Source organism: Pseudomonas sp. MH10 (genome assembly GCF_034353045.1).
Taxonomy (GTDB): Bacteria; Pseudomonadota; Gammaproteobacteria; order Pseudomonadales; family Pseudomonadaceae; genus Aquipseudomonas.
Window position 1 is genome coordinate 1,281,032 of record NZ_CP133783.1, and the last position, 16,004, is coordinate 1,297,035.

Consider the following 16,004-nt stretch of genomic DNA (forward strand, 5'->3'; position numbering starts at 1 on the left):
GATGGGGGTTACCGTTTCAAATCGTGGGCAATCGGCAAGTCGATGCTGCCGTCAAGGAAGCGGGTCGGGCCGTTGGCGTTGGGGTTGATATCGAACTGGAAGATCTCGGTGGGCAGCCACAAGGTGACAAATTGGGGGTGGAGACGCAGATGGCGGCGACGTCTGTGGCGATGGCGGCGATGGCGGAAGTTGGCGGGATTGCGGTGAGGCCATTTCCTAGTGATTCCTGAACCATGCATCGGGTCTGCAGGACATATCGCTCCGTGCCTGAATTTGCTGCCCCAAGGGTCCCGCCTGGTCCCGTAGCTGTTTCGACTGATCCAAAAAATTGCGAATTGCCGCCAGCAGCTGTTCGCCGGTCGTAGCCTCGCTTCTGGCGGGCCACTTCTCTGATCCGCGTGAGAATTTGCTGTGCGTGTTCGCGAATCTGCAATGCTCAATACTTCGGATTTATCGTTATACAACTGATTGGTTTAAGAGATAACTGCCTACGCCATGTAGAAGAGGGACAAACATAAGGCAACAAAAGCTCACTGCTTTGTGAGTTTTCGTATTTCGCATCTGGTCCAGAAGTCCTGTCATTGCCATGATGAAGCAGATAATGGCAAAGGTTCCAAAGAGGTCGCTGTCGGCCAAGTGCATAAGGTACATTGGAAGTTCTATCATTTATTGAATTCCATGAAATTCCATCTGTAGAACTGAAATATTTTCAGAAAGTCATTAGTTGAGGTGCCTTTTGTCGTGTTGTGGTATCGCCAGCCGTCCTCAAGTTTTTCATAATGCCCGCTCTCGATCGACATTCCTGCATATCCGTCGCTCTGAGGGTCAGCCATATTTGATCCGAGCATTCTTTTGATGGTGGTTACGGGCCTGAAACTGGCGCCGCTGGTGTTGCCTTGTTTGATGCTTATCGTATTATCTGCGCGCTCTGTCACGATTTGGATGTGGTGGGCGATGCCGGTTGTTCTGTCATGAGCCTGGGCTAAGATATCCCCTTGGAGTAAATTGTCGACATTGACAACAGACAGCGTGTTTTCTTCGACTCGCTGCATGTCGGGGGCACCAAAGGTCAGCATCACCATCTCCGAGAATCCATACATATGACTCAAGTATCGATCGTGCTCTTGCGGCGTATAGAGCTCCATGTTTCGGTAAGTGCGTACACCTGTGCGAAGCTTGACCGGTAAACCCCGAGGCGTTGCGAATTCGCACAAAATACGAATCGCAAAGTCTTCACACGTAAAGACATGATTTTTTATGGCACCGTCTTTACTCCAGTACCCCTCCTCCTCCAGTTTTTGAATGATTTTCGGGGTGCTGGTCTGGAAGTCGGAAATGAATGCGTCAGTCCAATGTCGCACAGTCTTCCAGAACACCTTCAATTTGACTTCACGTCCTTTGGTTTCAGAGGTGGGGGTCAATGCCACAGGACCCGTCTCTAAAACAGCTAGTGTCTCCAAATTCACAGCGACTCTCCATCATAGGCAATAACGCAGCGTAGGCTTTCGCCGCTGTTTCCAGATACCGTTCTCGTTCTGCCGGCAAAATCACTCCTGCCCTCGACGTTTTGACCCTCCATGGTCTTAAGCAGGTAGCGGATGTTCTGCAGCGGGTTGTCGTCCTGATCTTTGAACACGAGGTATTGATCATGCGTCTGTGCAGTCACCTTAGGCTTGTACTGATCAGGATCGTCATGAACTTGGGTCATATTGACCGGTGCGGAAGGTATTCGGATTCGGGCGGCAGCAGTTTCAAATAGTGGGCATTGAAAAACATCAGTGTCTTGTTTAATAAGTAGCCATTGTCCGGTTTTCAGTTGGTCGAGATTTTTATGCTCCATATCTACGCTCAGGGCCGCACGCATCCTTTCTAGGCCCTTAATATCGACTCCTCGATCAAGTGCTCTCTTTACCCGGCGTGCTGCAATTTCTGCTGGATAAGCATGGGGTTGATCCCATTGAGACAGCTCCTGCCGAGGAACCAATTTCATAACCAAAGCCTCGTATAGCTGAATGTGTCCAAACTCTTCGGACTCGTGTTGGATTCAAGTGTTTTTACTGACACGCCATTGATCAGCAGATTCAGTCCCCGCGATATGGTGCGTCCAAATGATTTTTCGATACGTGATGTGGACCTCTTCCGTATGACCTAAATACGCTTTGCTTGGGTCGTTGCAATGCGGCATGTTTATGTCTGCGGCAATGATCAGTGCGTCCTCCAATTCCATGGTGTAATAGTGTTCTTGTACACCCTGTGCTGCTGTCCGATAAAAGTCCAATCGGCACACTTCCAAATGTTCCGCGTTCACCAGCGCGCTGTTAATCAGGGGTGAAGATTTATCGACCATTTTGGTGATGACGAGTGGCTTGTGCATGCGATAACTCCCGTCCGGAGGTATGTACACGCCGTGGTGCAGCGCCTGCACCAAAATTTTATCGTTATGGCTGGATTGGTGAGTATTACCAACCGACTCTTTGCTCAATGCTCCAGCAGTGATTAAACCTTGGCTTGTTCCTTTGATAGTCAGGTAAGCGGGTGTAGGCATTTGTTTAATGTAAACGGTATGTTTATATTCTGTTTGTTTGCAATCAAGGTACTAAATGCGAGTGTGCTCATTGCAAGTGGAGACCATAACTTTTCAAGTTTTTCTGCTCAATGAATTTTATTTTTCTAAATGTTTCCTATTGATATACTTTATATTCTTCGGTTTTTTTAGGCCATTTCAAGCAGTACGATTGTTTCGTGTGTGAAAGTTTAACGCCGCAAGCGTTGCCAACTCGTTCAATCACTTACACACCGAAGAACCCGCCGTGTACCCCGACGTCAAACTCATCACCGCTCACAATTGATCACATACACTGAACCCACTACTGCGAGGATGATAGGCACCAGAAAGTTATGGTCGATGCGGATGAATTCGTCGACGACACGCCGGAGAACCTTGCGTTGTTGTCCGATGCCCTGGAAGACGCCGGCTACCTGGTGCTGGTGGCGCTGGACGGCAGCAGCGCGTTAAACCGCATCCAACGCCGCCGCCCGGACTTGATTCTGCTCGACGCAATGATGCCGGGGCTGGACGGCTTCGAGACCTGCCGACAGATTAAATCCCAACCTGACAGCGCCAACATCCCGGTGCCGTTCATGACTGCCTTGACCCACAGCAAGCACGTGGTCAAAGGCTTCGAAGCTGGCGCCATCGATTACGTGACCAAACCCATCGAATGCAACGAAGTCTTGGCCCGCGTCGCCTCACACCTGCGTACTGCGCGGATATTGCAGTCAGCGCGGGGGATGTTTTCCCTGATGAAAAACGAAACGAAATACACTCCCAAAATTTGGTCTGGGGTTGCCCCCAAACATAGGATCTCCCACCGTATCCCTATTTACCGCCGGAAATTTTTCTGTAGGAACCAACTCGTCGGCGACGCAGGCGACGCGGTACATCCGAAGCACCGCTGTGCTGCTGAAATAGCCAACAAGTTGGCTCCTACAGGTTTGGATCAATCCAAGTTCTTTGCCACGGCGAGACCTGTGGGAGCCAGGCTTGCCTGCGAAGGATTCGGCGCGGTATCAACGATTGAGCGGCGCTGCTTTCCCGAACAAGTTCGGTCCCACGGCCTTCGGCCAGAAACAGACAGGCGACCAACACAGCCGCCTGGACGCACAACTGCTTTTGATCCTAGCTAGTAAACCCGCTGGACCGCAGGGCCTTCATTATCAAGGCATCCCCAACCAATTCGGCAACGCCAGCGATATAAACGGTACGTAGGTCACCAGCACCAGGAACGCCAACAAGATCGTCAACCACGGCAACGCCGCGCGGATGGTTTCGCCCAGGGTCAGGCCAGTCACCGCCGAGGTCACGAACAGGTTGAGCCCCACGGGTGGGTGGACCAAACCGATCTCCATGTTCACCACCATGACAATGCCAAGGTGGATGGGGTCGATGCCGAGTTTCATGGCGATGGGGAAGAAGATCGGCGCGAGGATCAGCACGATGGCCGACGGTTCCATGAAGCTGCCTGCGACCAGCAGCACGATGTTGACCATGATCAGGAAGCCAACCGGCGTCAGACCTTCGGACACCACCCAATTGGTAATTTGCTGGGGGATCTGTTCGGTGGTCAGTACGTGGGCGAAGAGCATGGCGTTGGCGATGATAAACATCAGCATCAGCGTCAGCCGCCCTGACTCAACCAGCACCCGTGGGCAGTCGCGAATTTTCATGTCTTTGTAAATAAACAACGAGACGAACGCCGAATACACCGCTGCCACCGCGGCCGCTTCGGTGGGGGTGAACATGCCGCTGTAGATACCGCCAAGGATGATCACCAGCAACAGCAATCCCCAGAACGCCCGTCGCGCAGTGCGCAGCCATTCGCGGAAGGTTACCCGTGGCTGGGCCGGCAACTTCTTGACCCGCGCGACGATGTAGATCACCACGATCAAGGCTAAGCCGAGGAGGATGCCGGGAACGATACCGGCGATGAACAGCTTGCCGACCGAGGTTTGGGTGGCAGACGCGTAGACCACCATCACAATTGAAGGCGGGATCAGAATGCCCAGGGTACCGGCGTTGCAAATAATCCCGGCGCCGAACGCTTTCGGGTACCCGGACCGGACCATACCTGCGACGGCGATGGAACCGACTGCCGCCACGGTGGCTGGCGAAGAACCGGATAACGCGGCGAACAACATGCACGCCAGCACGGCAGCAATCGCCAGCCCGCCACGAATGTGCCCGACACAGGCATTGGCAAAATCGATCAGCCGTTGTGCCACACCGCCGGTGGTCATGAACGCACCGGAAAGCAGGAAGAATGGGATAGCCAATAGGGTGTAAGCGTCAGACGTTTCGAACAGCTTGATCGCCAGTGAACTCAAGGAGTCAGGGCTGAACAGCAGGATCGACAGTGCCCCGGACAAACCCAACGAAATAGCAATGGGTACGCCGAGAAACATGAATACAAACAGAAGCAGGAATAGGCAGAGGATCGTCATCAGTGTTGCTCCTGGTCAGGACTGGCCAGTTTGCTGGCTTCTGCGGCCTCATCTGCGAGTCCAAGACCGATTTGGCGATGGGTGAACAGGCGCCAAAATATCTCCAGATAGCGGATCACTACCATGGCAAAACCGATGGGCACTATGACTGCGATATCGGACAGTTTGACCCCGAATTGATCAAGGTCTTCGGCACCGATACTGGCGATAAACAAGGCGTTCAACCATTTGAAACTGGCCACCACGAACAAACCGGAATAAGCCAGGCAGCACAGGCAGGCAATCATCGCCAGCCAGCGTTGAACCCGGTGCGGGGTCAGTTTGACCAATGCGTCCAAGCCCAAATGCCCGGCCGTGCGCACGCCATAGGACATGCCAAAGAAAATCAGCCAGCCAAACATCGCTTTGGTCAGTGCCACGCTCCAGGTCATATCCTGGGCGTAACCCATCATGTGATCGCCGGCGCTGGCGAAGAAATCGCGGCTGAAGGCCCACTTGTCGCTCAACGCGTAAAACAGCGTGTAGACGTTGTTGAGCATCACGTAAACGAATGTCACCAGCGTCATGGCGGCCAGCAGGAAGGCGATAAAGGCTTCCTCCAGGTGCTCCCAGAGTCGCATCAGTGATTGCATAAAAGTGCTCCGAACGTAGAGAAGGCGGCCACTCTGATCCGAGCGGCCGCGCAGACATCACTCCCTGATGAGGCTTACGGCGCTTTGTTGGAATCGTCGGCAGCCTTGATCAGATCCGGGCCGATTTCCGCCGAGAACTTGTCCCACACTGGGCGCATGGCTTCGCGCCAGGCGGTCCGTTGTTCTGGGGTCAGCTGAATGATTTCGCTGGTGTGGGCGTCGATGATTTTTTGCTTGGCGGTTTGGTTCAGCGCTTCCGCCTGCTTGTTCACCTCGACGGTGACCTCAGCCATGATTTTTTCAAGTTCGGTACGAATGTCCGGTGGCAGGCCGTTCCAGAACTTGACGTTGGTGATCACCATGTAGTCGATCAAACCGTGGTTGGATTCAGTGAAGTACTTCTGCACTTCATTGACCTTCTGGCTTTCATAGTTCGACCAAGTGTTCTCGGTGCCATTGACCGTGCCGGTCTGCAAGCCCTGATAAACCTCGTTGAAACCCATTTTTCGCGGGTTGGCGTGCAATGCGACAAACTGCGCTTCCAATACACTGGACGCCTGAACACGGAACTTCAAACCACGGGCATCTTTGGGATCATGCAGCGGTTTGTTGGCAGACAGTTGCTTCAAGCCGTTGTGCCAATACGCCAGGCCGTGAATACCCTTGTCGTCCATTGAGCTGAGCAAGGCGACACCTTGAGGACCGTGTTGAAAACGGTCGACAGCGGCCAGATCGGTGAACAGGAAGGGCAGATCAAAAACTTGGGTTTTTTTGGTGTATTGCTCGAACTTGGCCAAGGACGGCGCCAGCATTTGCACGTCGCCCAGCAACAGCGCTTCCATTTCTTTGCCGTCACCGAACAATGAGGAGTTGGGGTAGACCTCGACTTTCACTTTGCCCGCCAGACGTTCTTCGACAAGCTTTTTGAAGAGCAAAGCGCCGTGCCCTTTAGGGGTATTTTCCGCCACGACGTGGGAAAACTTGATGACGATGGGGTCGGCTGCCTGGGTCAGGCTGGCCATGGTCATTGCGGCGGCGCATAGCAGCGCCCGAGACACCTTGAACATCGAATTCACCTTTTTATTGTTGTGATTATTCTTCTGAGAAACGGTGCGGCATGTGGTCTGAAACTGGGTTGCGGTGGGAGCACCATGCACAAAACCGAGCGTTTATGGAATCCGCATTTTCGTAAGCCAGCATTCGGCTTTGGTTAACGCGAGGGCGTTACCACCAACGCCAGCAATCGCTGGGCGCGCAATAACACTGGCGCATCGACCATTTGGCCATCAATTTGAAACGCGCCAACACCGTGTGCGCTGGCGTCGACCACCCGCTGGGCCCAAGCCAAAGTTGGAGCATCCGGGGCCAATGCCTGATGGATCACTGCGATTTGTTTTGGGTGAATGCACAAAGCGCCAGCGAAACCCATTTCGTAGGCGTGGCGAATGGAGTCGTGCAAGCCTTGCGGGTCATTAATGGCGGGGTGTACGCCGTCCAGTGGCGGCAACAAATGTGCACTGCGCGAATGCAGTAGTAAGGCAACGCGGGCCTGATCAAGGACAAACTGCGCCGCGTGAGAGCCGCTGTGCAAGTTCAGGTCGAGCGCCAAATCCAATGCACCGAATGACAAACGCTGAACCCCTAGAGCGGCGGCAATGTCTGCCAGTGCCAAAAGCCCGCGAGCACTTTCGATGATCGGCCAAATGGGTTTGCCCGCAGCGGCTACGGCAGCGACCTGAGCAGCGCTTTCGACTTTCGGCAGCAGTACACCGGCCACGCCCGCTTGCTGTTGGCAGAACAGGATATCGGCGCCATGTTGCGCGTGCTCGGGTGCGTTGATCCGCACCCAGACCGATGCCGAGGGCGTGGCGTGCAGAAATGCCGCGAGGTTGTCCCGGGCCTGGCGCTTGAGGGGTTCTTCTACCGCGTCTTCAAAATCGACGATCACGGCATCGGCGCCCGCCGCCAACGCCTTGGCAAAACGCTCGGGTCGGCTACCGGGCACGAACAGCGCGGAGCGAATAGTGGAGCCGGACATGGGGGGTTCCTCGTTATTATTCGGTATTCAATTCACAAAAATCTAAAGGCCAAGCCCGGTCCCCTGTGGGAACGAATTCATTCGCGAAAGGCCCCGACGCGGTAGGTCAGAAAAAACTCCGTCAACCGCTTCCCGAATAAATTCGGTCCCACAGATTTTGGCGATGTCCCTGTGGGAGCTGGCCTGCCAACGAAAGCGTCATTGCAAGCGACCCAGGTTTCAGGATCTACAACTGCTCGCTGTCTTCAAATCACGCCGTTAGCCTGCAATCGCGCGTGGTCTTCGGTGGAGAATCCCAGTTCGGCCAGTATCCCCACGGTGTGTTCACCCAACCCCGGCACGGCATCCATGCGCGGAGTGAAAGCGCTATTGCGCCCCGGCGGCAATAGCGCAGGCAACTTGCCGGCTGGGCTGTCGACTTCACGCCAACTGTCGCGAGCCTTGAGTTGCGGGTGGTCCCATACGCCTTGCATGTCGTTGACCCGAGCGCTGGCAATTTGCGCAACTTCCAGACGGGCCACCACTTCATCGGCGGTCAATTGGGCGAAGCCGTCAACAATGATCTGTCGCAACTGCACACGGTTCTCCGAGCGTTTGAAATTCGCCGAGAAGCGTTCGTCAGTGACCAGCGCCGGATCCAGCAAAACTTTTTCGCAAAACAGCGCCCATTCACGCTCGTTCTGCAGACCCAGCATGACCGTGTCGCCGCCCTTGGTGGGAAACGGGCCGTAAGGGTAAATCGTTGAGTGAGCCGCGCCCGCCCGAGGGGGTGGCGCGGCACCGTCGAAGGCGTAATACATCGGGTAGCCCATCCACTCGACGAGGCTTTCCAGCATGCTGACATCGATCCGACTGCCAACGCCCGACTTATCGCGCAGCATCAGCGCTGACAAAATCCCGCTGTAGGCGTACATGCCGGCGGCGATATCGGCGATGGAGCAACCGGCCTTGGCCATTTGCTCTTCACCCGGCCCACCGGTGACGGACAGAAAACCGCCTTCGCTCTGAATCAACAGGTCGTAGGCCTTCTTCTTTTCATACGGACCGCCTTCGCCGTAGCCGGAAATGTCACACACGATCAACCGTGGAAAACGCTCATGCAGTGCTTCAAACGACAAGCCCATGCGCGCCGCCGCACCGGGTGCCAGGTTTTGCACCAGCACGTCGGCCTTGCCGAGCAAGCCCATGAGAATATCGCCGGCTTCGTCCTGTTTCAGGTCCAGGGTCAGGCTTTCTTTGGAGCGATTGGTCCAGACAAAATGCGAGGCCAAGCCGTTTACTCGCTCATCGTAACCACGGGCGAAATCACCGCTACCGGGACGCTCGATTTTCACCACCCTGGCGCCGAGATCGGCCAATTGGCGGGTGCAAAACGGCGCGGCAATTGCGTGTTCAAGGCTGATGACGGTGATGCCGTCCAATGGACGCGAGGGGTGTTGGGTGGTCATGTTTCTGTACCTCAGATGACACCAATCTGTAGGAGCCAACTCGTTGGCGAGAGGCCCGTAAGCAGGACCCTCGCTTCGCCAACAAGTTGGCTACAGAGGTCTGTGTCAGATCAAGTTATTCAATGATTGGGCATCGCGCAGCTGCCAGACTTTCTCGATCAGCGCCTTGCCCTGCTCCACCGTCCGCGCCCCAGAGAAGGCCAACAGGCGCTGGAATTTGTCTTCCAGTTCCGGCCGCGAAAGCGTGTTGCCCGGATCGCCTTTTGGCTCGTCGATGGCCGCCGTCAAGCTGCGACCGTCGGTGGTGGTGACCACGACCCGGCCCAGCCAGCGCGCGGGGTAGGCGCCGTCAACTTCGCTGTCGAGTTCCATGCTGACTTTTTCGCGAAACGCCGCCACGTTGGGATCAGTCAATGCCAACTGCTGAAACTCAATCAACTGCGCACTGCCGTGGACTGCAATCAACCCCAGCACCGCGCCCATGGAGAATTTGGCTTGGTGCACGGTTTGTGGCACCACCACCCGGCCCAACACATCGATGGCGGCTTGATGCACCAGGGTTCTAACGCTGGAAACCTGTTCATGGTGCAAACCTTCGCGCTGCATCAAGTGCAGCAACGCATCGGCCGCTGGATGGGTATGGCGGCACGATGCGTGGAACTTGAACGAGGTTTCTGCCAACGCCCAACGAGTGCCCAAACGATCCGATAACTTGCTCGGGTCCGAGTCACTGGACATTCCCGCCGCCAGGCCTTGGTCGCCTTCTAGGATATTGCGCGCACCGGTCAGGCCGTCGAGGGTCATATAGGCCGCGAGCAAACCATCGGCGGCGGCTTTGGCGGTGTGCAATTGTTTCGAGTCGGCAGCGTCGCGCAGAAATTCCCACAGCCCAGCGGCCTGGGTGCCAGCGTTGCCCAATACGTTGATGAACTGTTCTTTATCGAAGCCGAGTAATTTGCCGACGGCAACCGCTGCCGCCAAGGTGCCGACCGTCGCCGTGGTGTGGAACACGGTGTAGTGCGAGCGGCCCATGAATTCGCCGATACGAATCCCGGCTTCGTAACCGGCCACCGAGGCCAGCAGCACATCACGCCCGGATTTACCCAGGTCTTGAGCCGCCGCCAGCACGGCCGGAAACACCACGGTGGCCGGGTGTAACACGGAACTGTTGTGCAGGTCGTCTTGCTCAACCAGGTGCGATGACGCGGCATTCACCAACGCAGCGAAATAGGCCGAGGTGCCCCGGCCATTGACCAGAATTTTCGCCGGGCCATCACTCGGCCCCATGCGCTGGGCGTAACGTTCAAACAGCGGGATCGGGTGTGAGCCCTGGCTGGCCAGCGCGGAGCCGATCCAATCAAGAAAAAAATCTTCGGTACGGTCGAGGACTGCATCCGGAATGTCATCGTATTTCAGCTCAGCCAGGAAACCTGCCAGCGCTTGGGTATGGCTCATGATCGGTTCCTCAGAAGCTACGCGGCAGTTCGAGCAGGTGCTCGGCGACGTACGAAAGAATCAGGTTGGTGGAGATCGGCGCGACTTGGTAAAGCCGGGTTTCGCGGAACTTGCGCTCGACGTCGTATTCGCAGGCGAAACCAAAACCACCATGGGTTTGCAGGCAGGCATTGGCTGCTTCCCACGAGGCTTTGGCGGCGAGGTACTTGGACATGTTGGCGCTGGCCCCGGCGTTGACGCCGCTGTCGTATTCCTCGCACGCCCGCCAGCGCATCAGGTCTGCCGCTTCAATCTCGATGTGCGCTTGGGCAATGGGGAATTGCACGCCTTGGTTCTGCCCGATAGGCCGACCAAACACCACCCGGTCACGGGCATAGGCACTGGCTTTTTCGATGAACCAGCGGCCATCGCCAATGCACTCGGCGGCGATCAAGGTACGTTCGGCGTTCAGGCCATCAAGGATGTATTTAAAGCCTTTGCCTTCTTCACCGATCAAGCTGTCGAGGGGCAGTTCCAAGTTGTCGAAAAACAGCTCGTTGGTCTCGTGATTGACCATGTTGGCAATGGGCTGAACCGTCATCCCGTTACCAATCGCCTTGCGCAGGTCCACCAGGAAGATCGACATACCTTCGGATTTTTTCTTCACCTCGGCCAGTGGCGTGGTGCGCGCCAGCAGGATCATCAGGTCGGAATGCTGGACGCGGGAGATCCAGACCTTCTGACCATTGATCACGTATTTGTCGCCTTGTTTCACGGCAGTGGTTTTGATCTTAGTGGTGTCGGTGCCGGTGCTGGGTTCGGTCACGGCCATGGATTGCAGGCGCAACTCGCCGCTGGCCAGCTTCGGCAGGTAATAACTTTTTTGTGCGTCGCTGCCGTGACGCAGCAAGGTGAACATGTTGTACATCTGGCCGTGAACCGTGCCCGAGTTACCACCGCAGCGGTTCACTTCTTCGAGGATCACCGAGGCTTCGGCCAAGCCCAAGCCTGAGCCGCCGTATTGCTCGGGGATCATCGCCGACAACCATCCGGCGTCGGTCAGGGCTTTGACGAAAGCCTCCGGGAAGCCTTTTTCTTCGTCGATCTTGCGCCAGTAAGCGGCGTCAAATTCGGCACACAAAGCGCGCACGCCTTCGCGGATGGCATTCAATTCTTCGTTGTTATTAGGGTTCATCAATCGGCTCTCCTGGGGTCCGCAACGGCGGGTTAGTCGAACAGCACTTCAGCGCTTTGGGCGATACCGGCGTCATTGCCGGCCCAGAGTTGCGCCTTTCCGGTTTCAAGGATTCGTCCGCCAACGCTGAACGGTTGCGGCGCAATCAATGGCCGCTCGCCGCGATAGGAAAAATGCCGTACACGTGCACTCGGATTGGCCCGACAAAACGCGCGCAAACTCAGGGTGGCGATCATCGGGCCGTGAACCACCAGGCCGGCGTAGCCTTCGATGCCCGTGACGTAGGGGTAGTCGTAATGGATCCGATGGCCGTTGAAGGTCACGGCCGAATAACGAAACAGCAGGGTTGGGGTGGGCTCGATGCTTTCGCGCCAGTCACCGTCCTCCAACGCTTGGCCGCTGCTCTGTTTGGGCGGGTTAGGCTCACGGTAAACAATGTCTTGTTCTTCGCGGATCGCCAGGCGACCGTCCTGGGAATAGTCGTGGCGCACGGTGACGAACAACAACGCGCCCGTGCGGCCGATCTTTTCTTCGATATGAGCGATGGTCGACAGGCGTTGGGCGTTGGCACCCACGCGCAATGGTTCGATAAACTCGATGCGGCCACCGGCCCACATCCGGTTGCGGTTTTCAGCCGGGGGCAAAAACCCACCCCGCGCGGGATGGCCGTCGCTGCCCAACTGAGACTCTGCCAGCGGCTCCTGGAAAAAACACCACTGCCACAGCAGCGGCAAAGCGGCACCCTGGACAGGCGCGTCTTCACCGAAGGTGGCAGCAATACGCTTGATCAGGTTGCGGCTGAACTGGTCTTGGGCCTCTTCGGTACGTCCCAGCCACGCGGTGAAATCTGCAGCACTCATGCGGGGTCCCTCTTCTTTTGGGCCAGCTATTGTTCTGGGGAAGGATCATGCAAGGTGCTGGGCATTCTGAGAATTTGCATTTGCGTAACCCGGCGTTCGTATATGCTGAACGCCCGCCGCTTTTTCAGGAGACGACCATGCATTTTGATTTGGCCGACTTGCGCCTGTTCATCCACATTGGCGAGTCGCCGAGCCTGACCCAAGGCGCCCGTCGTGCGTTTTTGTCGCCGGCTGCCGCCAGCGCCCGAATCAAGGCGTTGGAGAGCCAATTGGACACCCGCCTGCTGTACCGCGACAGCCGTGGGGTTGAGCTAACCCCGGCCGGGCAGCGCTTGCTCAAACACGCGCGGCTGATCATGCGTCAGGTGGATTACCTGAAATCGGAGTTCACCCGTTACGGGGCGGATTCGGCCGGACACATCCGCATCTTCGCCAACACCACAGCGGTGACTGAATTTCTCCCGGAGGTGCTGGCGGGTTTTCTAGCGAAACGGCCTGGCGTGTCGGTGGATCTGCAGGAGCGCTTGTCGCGAGACATCGTCCGGGGGGTGTTGGACGGCAGCACTGACATGGGGATTATTGCCGGGCCGGTGGAGGCAGCCGGACTGCAAGTGATGCATTTCAGCACCGATCGGCTGGTGTTGGTGGTGGCCGTGGGGCATGCGCTGGCCGGGCCGACGCCGGTGACGCTGAAACAGACCCTAACGTTCCAGCACATTGGTTTGCACGAGGGCAGCACGCTGCTGAGTTTCTTGCGCGATCACGTGGAGCGGCTGGGGCAAAACCTGTCGTTGCGGATACAGGTGTCGAGTTTCGAAGCGATCTGCCGGATGGTTGAAGCGGGCGTGGGGATCGGGATTATTCCTGAATCTGCGGCACTTCGGCACAGTCGCACAATGGAATTGGCGATTATCGAGCTGGATGAACCCTGGGCGATTCGTGAGCGCAGCATTCTGGTGCGGGAGCTGGATGCATTGCCGGGGACCGTGCGCGCGTTGATCGCCACGTTGATGCCGGAGGTTGCTGTGGAGGCTGACTTGTCCGTGCCGGCCCCTTCGTTGGCAAGCCAACTTCCTCAGCTTTAACAGTTGCTGCTAATTGTGTAAGCAGTTCCCTATGGGAGCAGGCTTGCCTGCGAAGGCCACAACGCGGCCGTGCGGGGTTCACACCCCGGTTTTGCTGCTCATCGTCGGCAATTCAAAGCAGAACGATGCACCCTTCCCCGGTGTCGACAGCAGGTGTATCTCGCACCCATGCAGTTGCAAAATCCGCCGCACGATTAATAACCCAAGGCCACCTGTGCGCCGATCACCGGTTTGGCTGAACGGACGGCGGAACAGGCTTTCCAGCAATTCTTCGGGAATACCGGGGCCGCTGTCGCTGACCATTACGATGACGTTCGCCGCTTGGTGCCGGACTTCGACCTCAATGGTGCCGCCCGGTGGGGTATGGCGAATGGCGTTGTCGATCAAGTTGGTCAGCACACGCTCGATCAAGCCCAAGTCCGCTGAAACCATCGACGACGAGCGCGGCAACACCGCCACCAACCGCGAGTTTTTCTCTTCGGCCATTAATTCGAATTTCTGGAACACGTCCTGGATCAAGTCGGTCAGCGAGAAATCTTCGATCACCGGCTGCACGCCGCCGTGTTCAAGCCGGGCCAGTTCGAACAAGGCCTGCGCCAGTTGCCGCACTTTATTGCTCTGGGCCAGCGCCACTGCCAAGTAGCGTTGTCGCTCGACTTCGCTGAGGGTTGCGCCTTTAACCGAGAGCATTTCCAGGTAGCCGTGCATTGAGGCCAACGGCGTGCGCAGGTCGTGGGAAATATTGGCCACCACCTCGCGGCGGTCCTGATCCAATTCCACTAACGTCCGCCATTGCTCAGCGATTCGCGTCGCCATTTGCACAAAGCTGGCTTCCAACACCGCTATTTCATCCCGGCGACTGACGCCGGAGTGATCCAGCACCGGCAGCAAAACCGGCTCTGCCTCAGTGTCGAAATCGCGCATGGTGTCGGTCAACCGGCGCAGTGGTCGGGTGATCAAACGGAAGGCCATCAACCCCGCCACGAGCCCTAACAGTGAGACCAGGCCCATGGACCACAACGTGGTGCGCAACACCGAACTGGCAGCGACCTGGGCGGACAGCTGATCATGAGCCTCGCCCAACAGCACCACGTAGATGTACCCAAGATCCTGATCACCCACGTGCAGCGCGGCGACGCTGAAGACTTTTTCGCCATCGAGGCTGCGCGGGTCGTCGCCCAGAATCGGCAAGGGTTGTCCGGCCAACAGCCGATGCAACGGCGCGAGGTCCACGTGATCACGTTTCAGGTGACCGGCTGGGGCGTCATCACCGGTGACATGCCCGGTGCTGTCGAGCAGATACACTTCGACGCTGGGGTTAACGTTCATCAGTTTGCTGAACAACCCACGAACCACGTCAGCCTTGGCGCCGATCATGTTGTTGTCCCGGGCGATGGTTTGCGCCAAACCGAGGGACAGGCCTTGCACCACTTCTTTTTCATGCAGGTCGTTGGCGCGAATTTGCAGCCAGGCCGAGGCACCGCAACAGGCGAGCAACAGGATGGCGAATGCAACCGACAGGCGCTGTAGCAGCGTCAGGTTCATCCCGCCGACCTCGCACGGTCCGGGGAGAACCGATAGCCTTTGCCCCACACCGTCAGGATCCGTGTGGGTTCGGCCGGGTCGGCTTCGACTTTGGAACGCAGGCGATTGATGTGGGTATTGACCGTGTGCTCGTACCCGTCGTGTTTGTAGCCCCAAACCTGATTGAGCAGGTCCATACGCGAGAAGACCTTGCCGGGGTTCTTGACGAAGAAGTACAGCAAATCGAACTCACGCGGCGTGAGCTCAATGTATTTGCCGTCAACCTCTGCCTGGCGGGTCACCGGGTCTAGGGCCAAGCCGTTGAGCTCGACTTTGCCCGCGACGGTACGCAGGTTCTTTTCCAGCGCGTCCACCCGGCGCAGCAACGCTTTGACCCGAGCACCAAGCTCCAGCATCGAAAAGGGTTTGGCGAGGTAATCATCGGCGCCGAGTTCGAGGCCAAGTACCCGGTGCATTTCGCTGGAGCGGGCGCTGGTGATGATGATCGGCGTGTAACGCGCCATGGCCCTGGCTTGGCGGCAAATCTCTAAGCCGTCTACGCCCGGCAGCATTAAATCGAGGATCAGCGCATCCCAGCCGCCTTGTTCCAGGTGCGCCAGACCGGCATCGCCGTCGGCGCAATGGGTCACGGCATAGCCTTCGTCTTGCAAATGCAGGCGCAGCAGGCCGGCAATGTGCAGGTCATCTTCGACGATTAATACGCGCTTGGGCACATCCATTGTCAGCCTTCAGGGGTCAGTGGCTTGGCGCACGGGGCATGCGACAG

The 16,004-nt window shown here is 57.0% G+C and carries 15 protein-coding genes; 2 read left to right on the forward strand and 13 right to left on the reverse strand.

All coding sequences use genetic code 11. The features are described 5' to 3' along the window. Positions 1 to 662: 662 nt before the first annotated feature. Genes RHM59_RS05740 through RHM59_RS05750 form a run of 3 tightly spaced genes read right to left on the reverse strand, consistent with a single transcriptional unit; the run spans position 663 to position 2,545 of the window. The gene (locus RHM59_RS05740) at positions 663 to 1,466 is read right to left on the reverse strand and encodes a hypothetical protein (protein ID WP_322169709.1); all 804 of its coding nucleotides are present in this window, start codon (positions 1,464 to 1,466) and stop codon (positions 663 to 665) included. Next, positions 1,463 to 1,990: a hypothetical protein gene (locus tag RHM59_RS05745; protein WP_322169708.1), complete on the reverse strand. Its 528-nt coding sequence runs from the start codon at positions 1,988 to 1,990 to the stop codon at positions 1,463 to 1,465. Before RHM59_RS05745 ends, RHM59_RS05740 begins: the two co-directional genes overlap by 4 nt. 54 nt (positions 1,991 to 2,044) lie before the next feature. Continuing rightward, positions 2,045 to 2,545, reverse strand: a complete 501-nt coding sequence (locus RHM59_RS05750) for an Hcp family type VI secretion system effector (protein WP_322286156.1) — start codon at positions 2,543 to 2,545, stop codon at positions 2,045 to 2,047. 353 nt (positions 2,546 to 2,898) lie between these two features. Between RHM59_RS05750 and RHM59_RS05755 the strand changes: the two genes are divergently transcribed. Further along, positions 2,899 to 3,687, forward strand: coding sequence for a response regulator (locus RHM59_RS05755; RefSeq protein ID WP_322286157.1), 789 nt, complete (start codon positions 2,899 to 2,901; stop codon positions 3,685 to 3,687). Positions 3,688 to 3,717: 30 nt separating this feature from the next. Here the strand turns inward: RHM59_RS05755 and dctM are convergent, their stop codons facing one another. The 8 genes from dctM to RHM59_RS05795 form a co-directional block, all read right to left on the reverse strand. Next, complete coding sequence (dctM, locus tag RHM59_RS05760) at positions 3,718 to 5,001, reverse strand: C4-dicarboxylate TRAP transporter large permease protein DctM (protein WP_322169703.1); 1,284 nt, start codon at positions 4,999 to 5,001, stop codon at positions 3,718 to 3,720. Then, positions 5,001 to 5,633 (reverse strand): TRAP transporter small permease, encoded by a 633-nt coding sequence (locus tag RHM59_RS05765; protein WP_322169701.1) that lies wholly within the window; start codon positions 5,631 to 5,633, stop codon positions 5,001 to 5,003. The genes dctM and RHM59_RS05765 overlap by 1 nt, the downstream gene beginning before the upstream one ends. Before the next feature lie 74 nt (positions 5,634 to 5,707). After that, positions 5,708 to 6,700 (reverse strand): TRAP transporter substrate-binding protein, encoded by a 993-nt coding sequence (locus RHM59_RS05770; protein ID WP_322169699.1) that lies wholly within the window; start codon positions 6,698 to 6,700, stop codon positions 5,708 to 5,710. A 143-nt stretch (positions 6,701 to 6,843) separates the two neighbouring features. Then, complete coding sequence (locus tag RHM59_RS05775) at positions 6,844 to 7,671, reverse strand: CoA ester lyase (RefSeq protein WP_322286158.1); 828 nt, start codon at positions 7,669 to 7,671, stop codon at positions 6,844 to 6,846. A 245-nt stretch (positions 7,672 to 7,916) separates the two neighbouring features. Next, positions 7,917 to 9,119, reverse strand: coding sequence for a CaiB/BaiF CoA-transferase family protein (locus RHM59_RS05780; RefSeq protein ID WP_322286159.1), 1,203 nt, complete (start codon positions 9,117 to 9,119; stop codon positions 7,917 to 7,919). A 105-nt stretch (positions 9,120 to 9,224) separates the two neighbouring features. Further along, positions 9,225 to 10,574 carry an MmgE/PrpD family protein gene (locus RHM59_RS05785; protein ID WP_322286160.1) on the reverse strand — a complete coding sequence of 450 codons (1,350 nt, stop codon included), beginning with the start codon at positions 10,572 to 10,574 and terminating at the stop codon, positions 9,225 to 9,227. Between the two features lie 10 nt (positions 10,575 to 10,584). Continuing rightward, the gene (locus RHM59_RS05790; RefSeq protein WP_322286161.1) at positions 10,585 to 11,748 is read right to left on the reverse strand and encodes an acyl-CoA dehydrogenase family protein; all 1,164 of its coding nucleotides are present in this window, start codon (positions 11,746 to 11,748) and stop codon (positions 10,585 to 10,587) included. A 32-nt stretch (positions 11,749 to 11,780) separates the two neighbouring features. Then, positions 11,781 to 12,608, reverse strand: coding sequence for an FAS1-like dehydratase domain-containing protein (locus tag RHM59_RS05795; RefSeq protein ID WP_322286162.1), 828 nt, complete (start codon positions 12,606 to 12,608; stop codon positions 11,781 to 11,783). 137 nt (positions 12,609 to 12,745) lie between these two features. On the opposite strand from RHM59_RS05795, the gene RHM59_RS05800 reads away from it, so the two are divergent. Continuing rightward, the gene (locus tag RHM59_RS05800; protein ID WP_322169683.1) at positions 12,746 to 13,693 is read left to right on the forward strand and encodes a LysR family transcriptional regulator; all 948 of its coding nucleotides are present in this window, start codon (positions 12,746 to 12,748) and stop codon (positions 13,691 to 13,693) included. Positions 13,694 to 13,771: 78 nt separating this feature from the next. On the opposite strand, the gene RHM59_RS05805 is transcribed toward RHM59_RS05800, so the two are convergent. Beyond that, the gene (locus tag RHM59_RS05805) at positions 13,772 to 15,238 is read right to left on the reverse strand and encodes a HAMP domain-containing sensor histidine kinase (RefSeq protein ID WP_322286163.1); all 1,467 of its coding nucleotides are present in this window, start codon (positions 15,236 to 15,238) and stop codon (positions 13,772 to 13,774) included. After that, positions 15,235 to 15,957 (reverse strand): response regulator transcription factor, encoded by a 723-nt coding sequence (locus RHM59_RS05810; protein ID WP_322169679.1) that lies wholly within the window; start codon positions 15,955 to 15,957, stop codon positions 15,235 to 15,237. The genes RHM59_RS05805 and RHM59_RS05810 overlap by 4 nt, the downstream gene beginning before the upstream one ends. Positions 15,958 to 16,004 lie beyond the last annotated feature (47 nt).

What these genes read in the sequence shown, in the direction of transcription:
- RHM59_RS05745 (WP_322169708.1), bottom strand. Translation starts at nt 1,990, where the DNA reads ATGAAATTGGTTCCTCGGCAGGAGCTGTCTCAATGGGATCAACCCCAT.
- RHM59_RS05750 (WP_322286156.1), bottom strand. Translation starts at nt 2,545, where the DNA reads ATGCCTACACCCGCTTACCTGACTATCAAAGGAACAAGCCAAGGTTTA.
- RHM59_RS05755 (WP_322286157.1), top strand. Translation starts at nt 2,899, where the DNA reads ATGGTCGATGCGGATGAATTCGTCGACGACACGCCGGAGAACCTTGCG.
- dctM (WP_322169703.1), bottom strand. Translation starts at nt 5,001, where the DNA reads ATGACGATCCTCTGCCTATTCCTGCTTCTGTTTGTATTCATGTTTCTC.
- RHM59_RS05765 (WP_322169701.1), bottom strand. Translation starts at nt 5,633, where the DNA reads ATGCAATCACTGATGCGACTCTGGGAGCACCTGGAGGAAGCCTTTATC.
- RHM59_RS05770 (WP_322169699.1), bottom strand. Translation starts at nt 6,700, where the DNA reads ATGTTCAAGGTGTCTCGGGCGCTGCTATGCGCCGCCGCAATGACCATG.
- RHM59_RS05775 (WP_322286158.1), bottom strand. Translation starts at nt 7,671, where the DNA reads ATGTCCGGCTCCACTATTCGCTCCGCGCTGTTCGTGCCCGGTAGCCGA.
- RHM59_RS05780 (WP_322286159.1), bottom strand. Translation starts at nt 9,119, where the DNA reads ATGACCACCCAACACCCCTCGCGTCCATTGGACGGCATCACCGTCATC.
- RHM59_RS05785 (WP_322286160.1), bottom strand. Translation starts at nt 10,574, where the DNA reads ATGAGCCATACCCAAGCGCTGGCAGGTTTCCTGGCTGAGCTGAAATAC.
- RHM59_RS05790 (WP_322286161.1), bottom strand. Translation starts at nt 11,748, where the DNA reads ATGAACCCTAATAACAACGAAGAATTGAATGCCATCCGCGAAGGCGTG.
- RHM59_RS05795 (WP_322286162.1), bottom strand. Translation starts at nt 12,608, where the DNA reads ATGAGTGCTGCAGATTTCACCGCGTGGCTGGGACGTACCGAAGAGGCC.
- RHM59_RS05800 (WP_322169683.1), top strand. Translation starts at nt 12,746, where the DNA reads ATGCATTTTGATTTGGCCGACTTGCGCCTGTTCATCCACATTGGCGAG.
- RHM59_RS05805 (WP_322286163.1), bottom strand. Translation starts at nt 15,238, where the DNA reads ATGAACCTGACGCTGCTACAGCGCCTGTCGGTTGCATTCGCCATCCTG.
- RHM59_RS05810 (WP_322169679.1), bottom strand. Translation starts at nt 15,957, where the DNA reads ATGGATGTGCCCAAGCGCGTATTAATCGTCGAAGATGACCTGCACATT.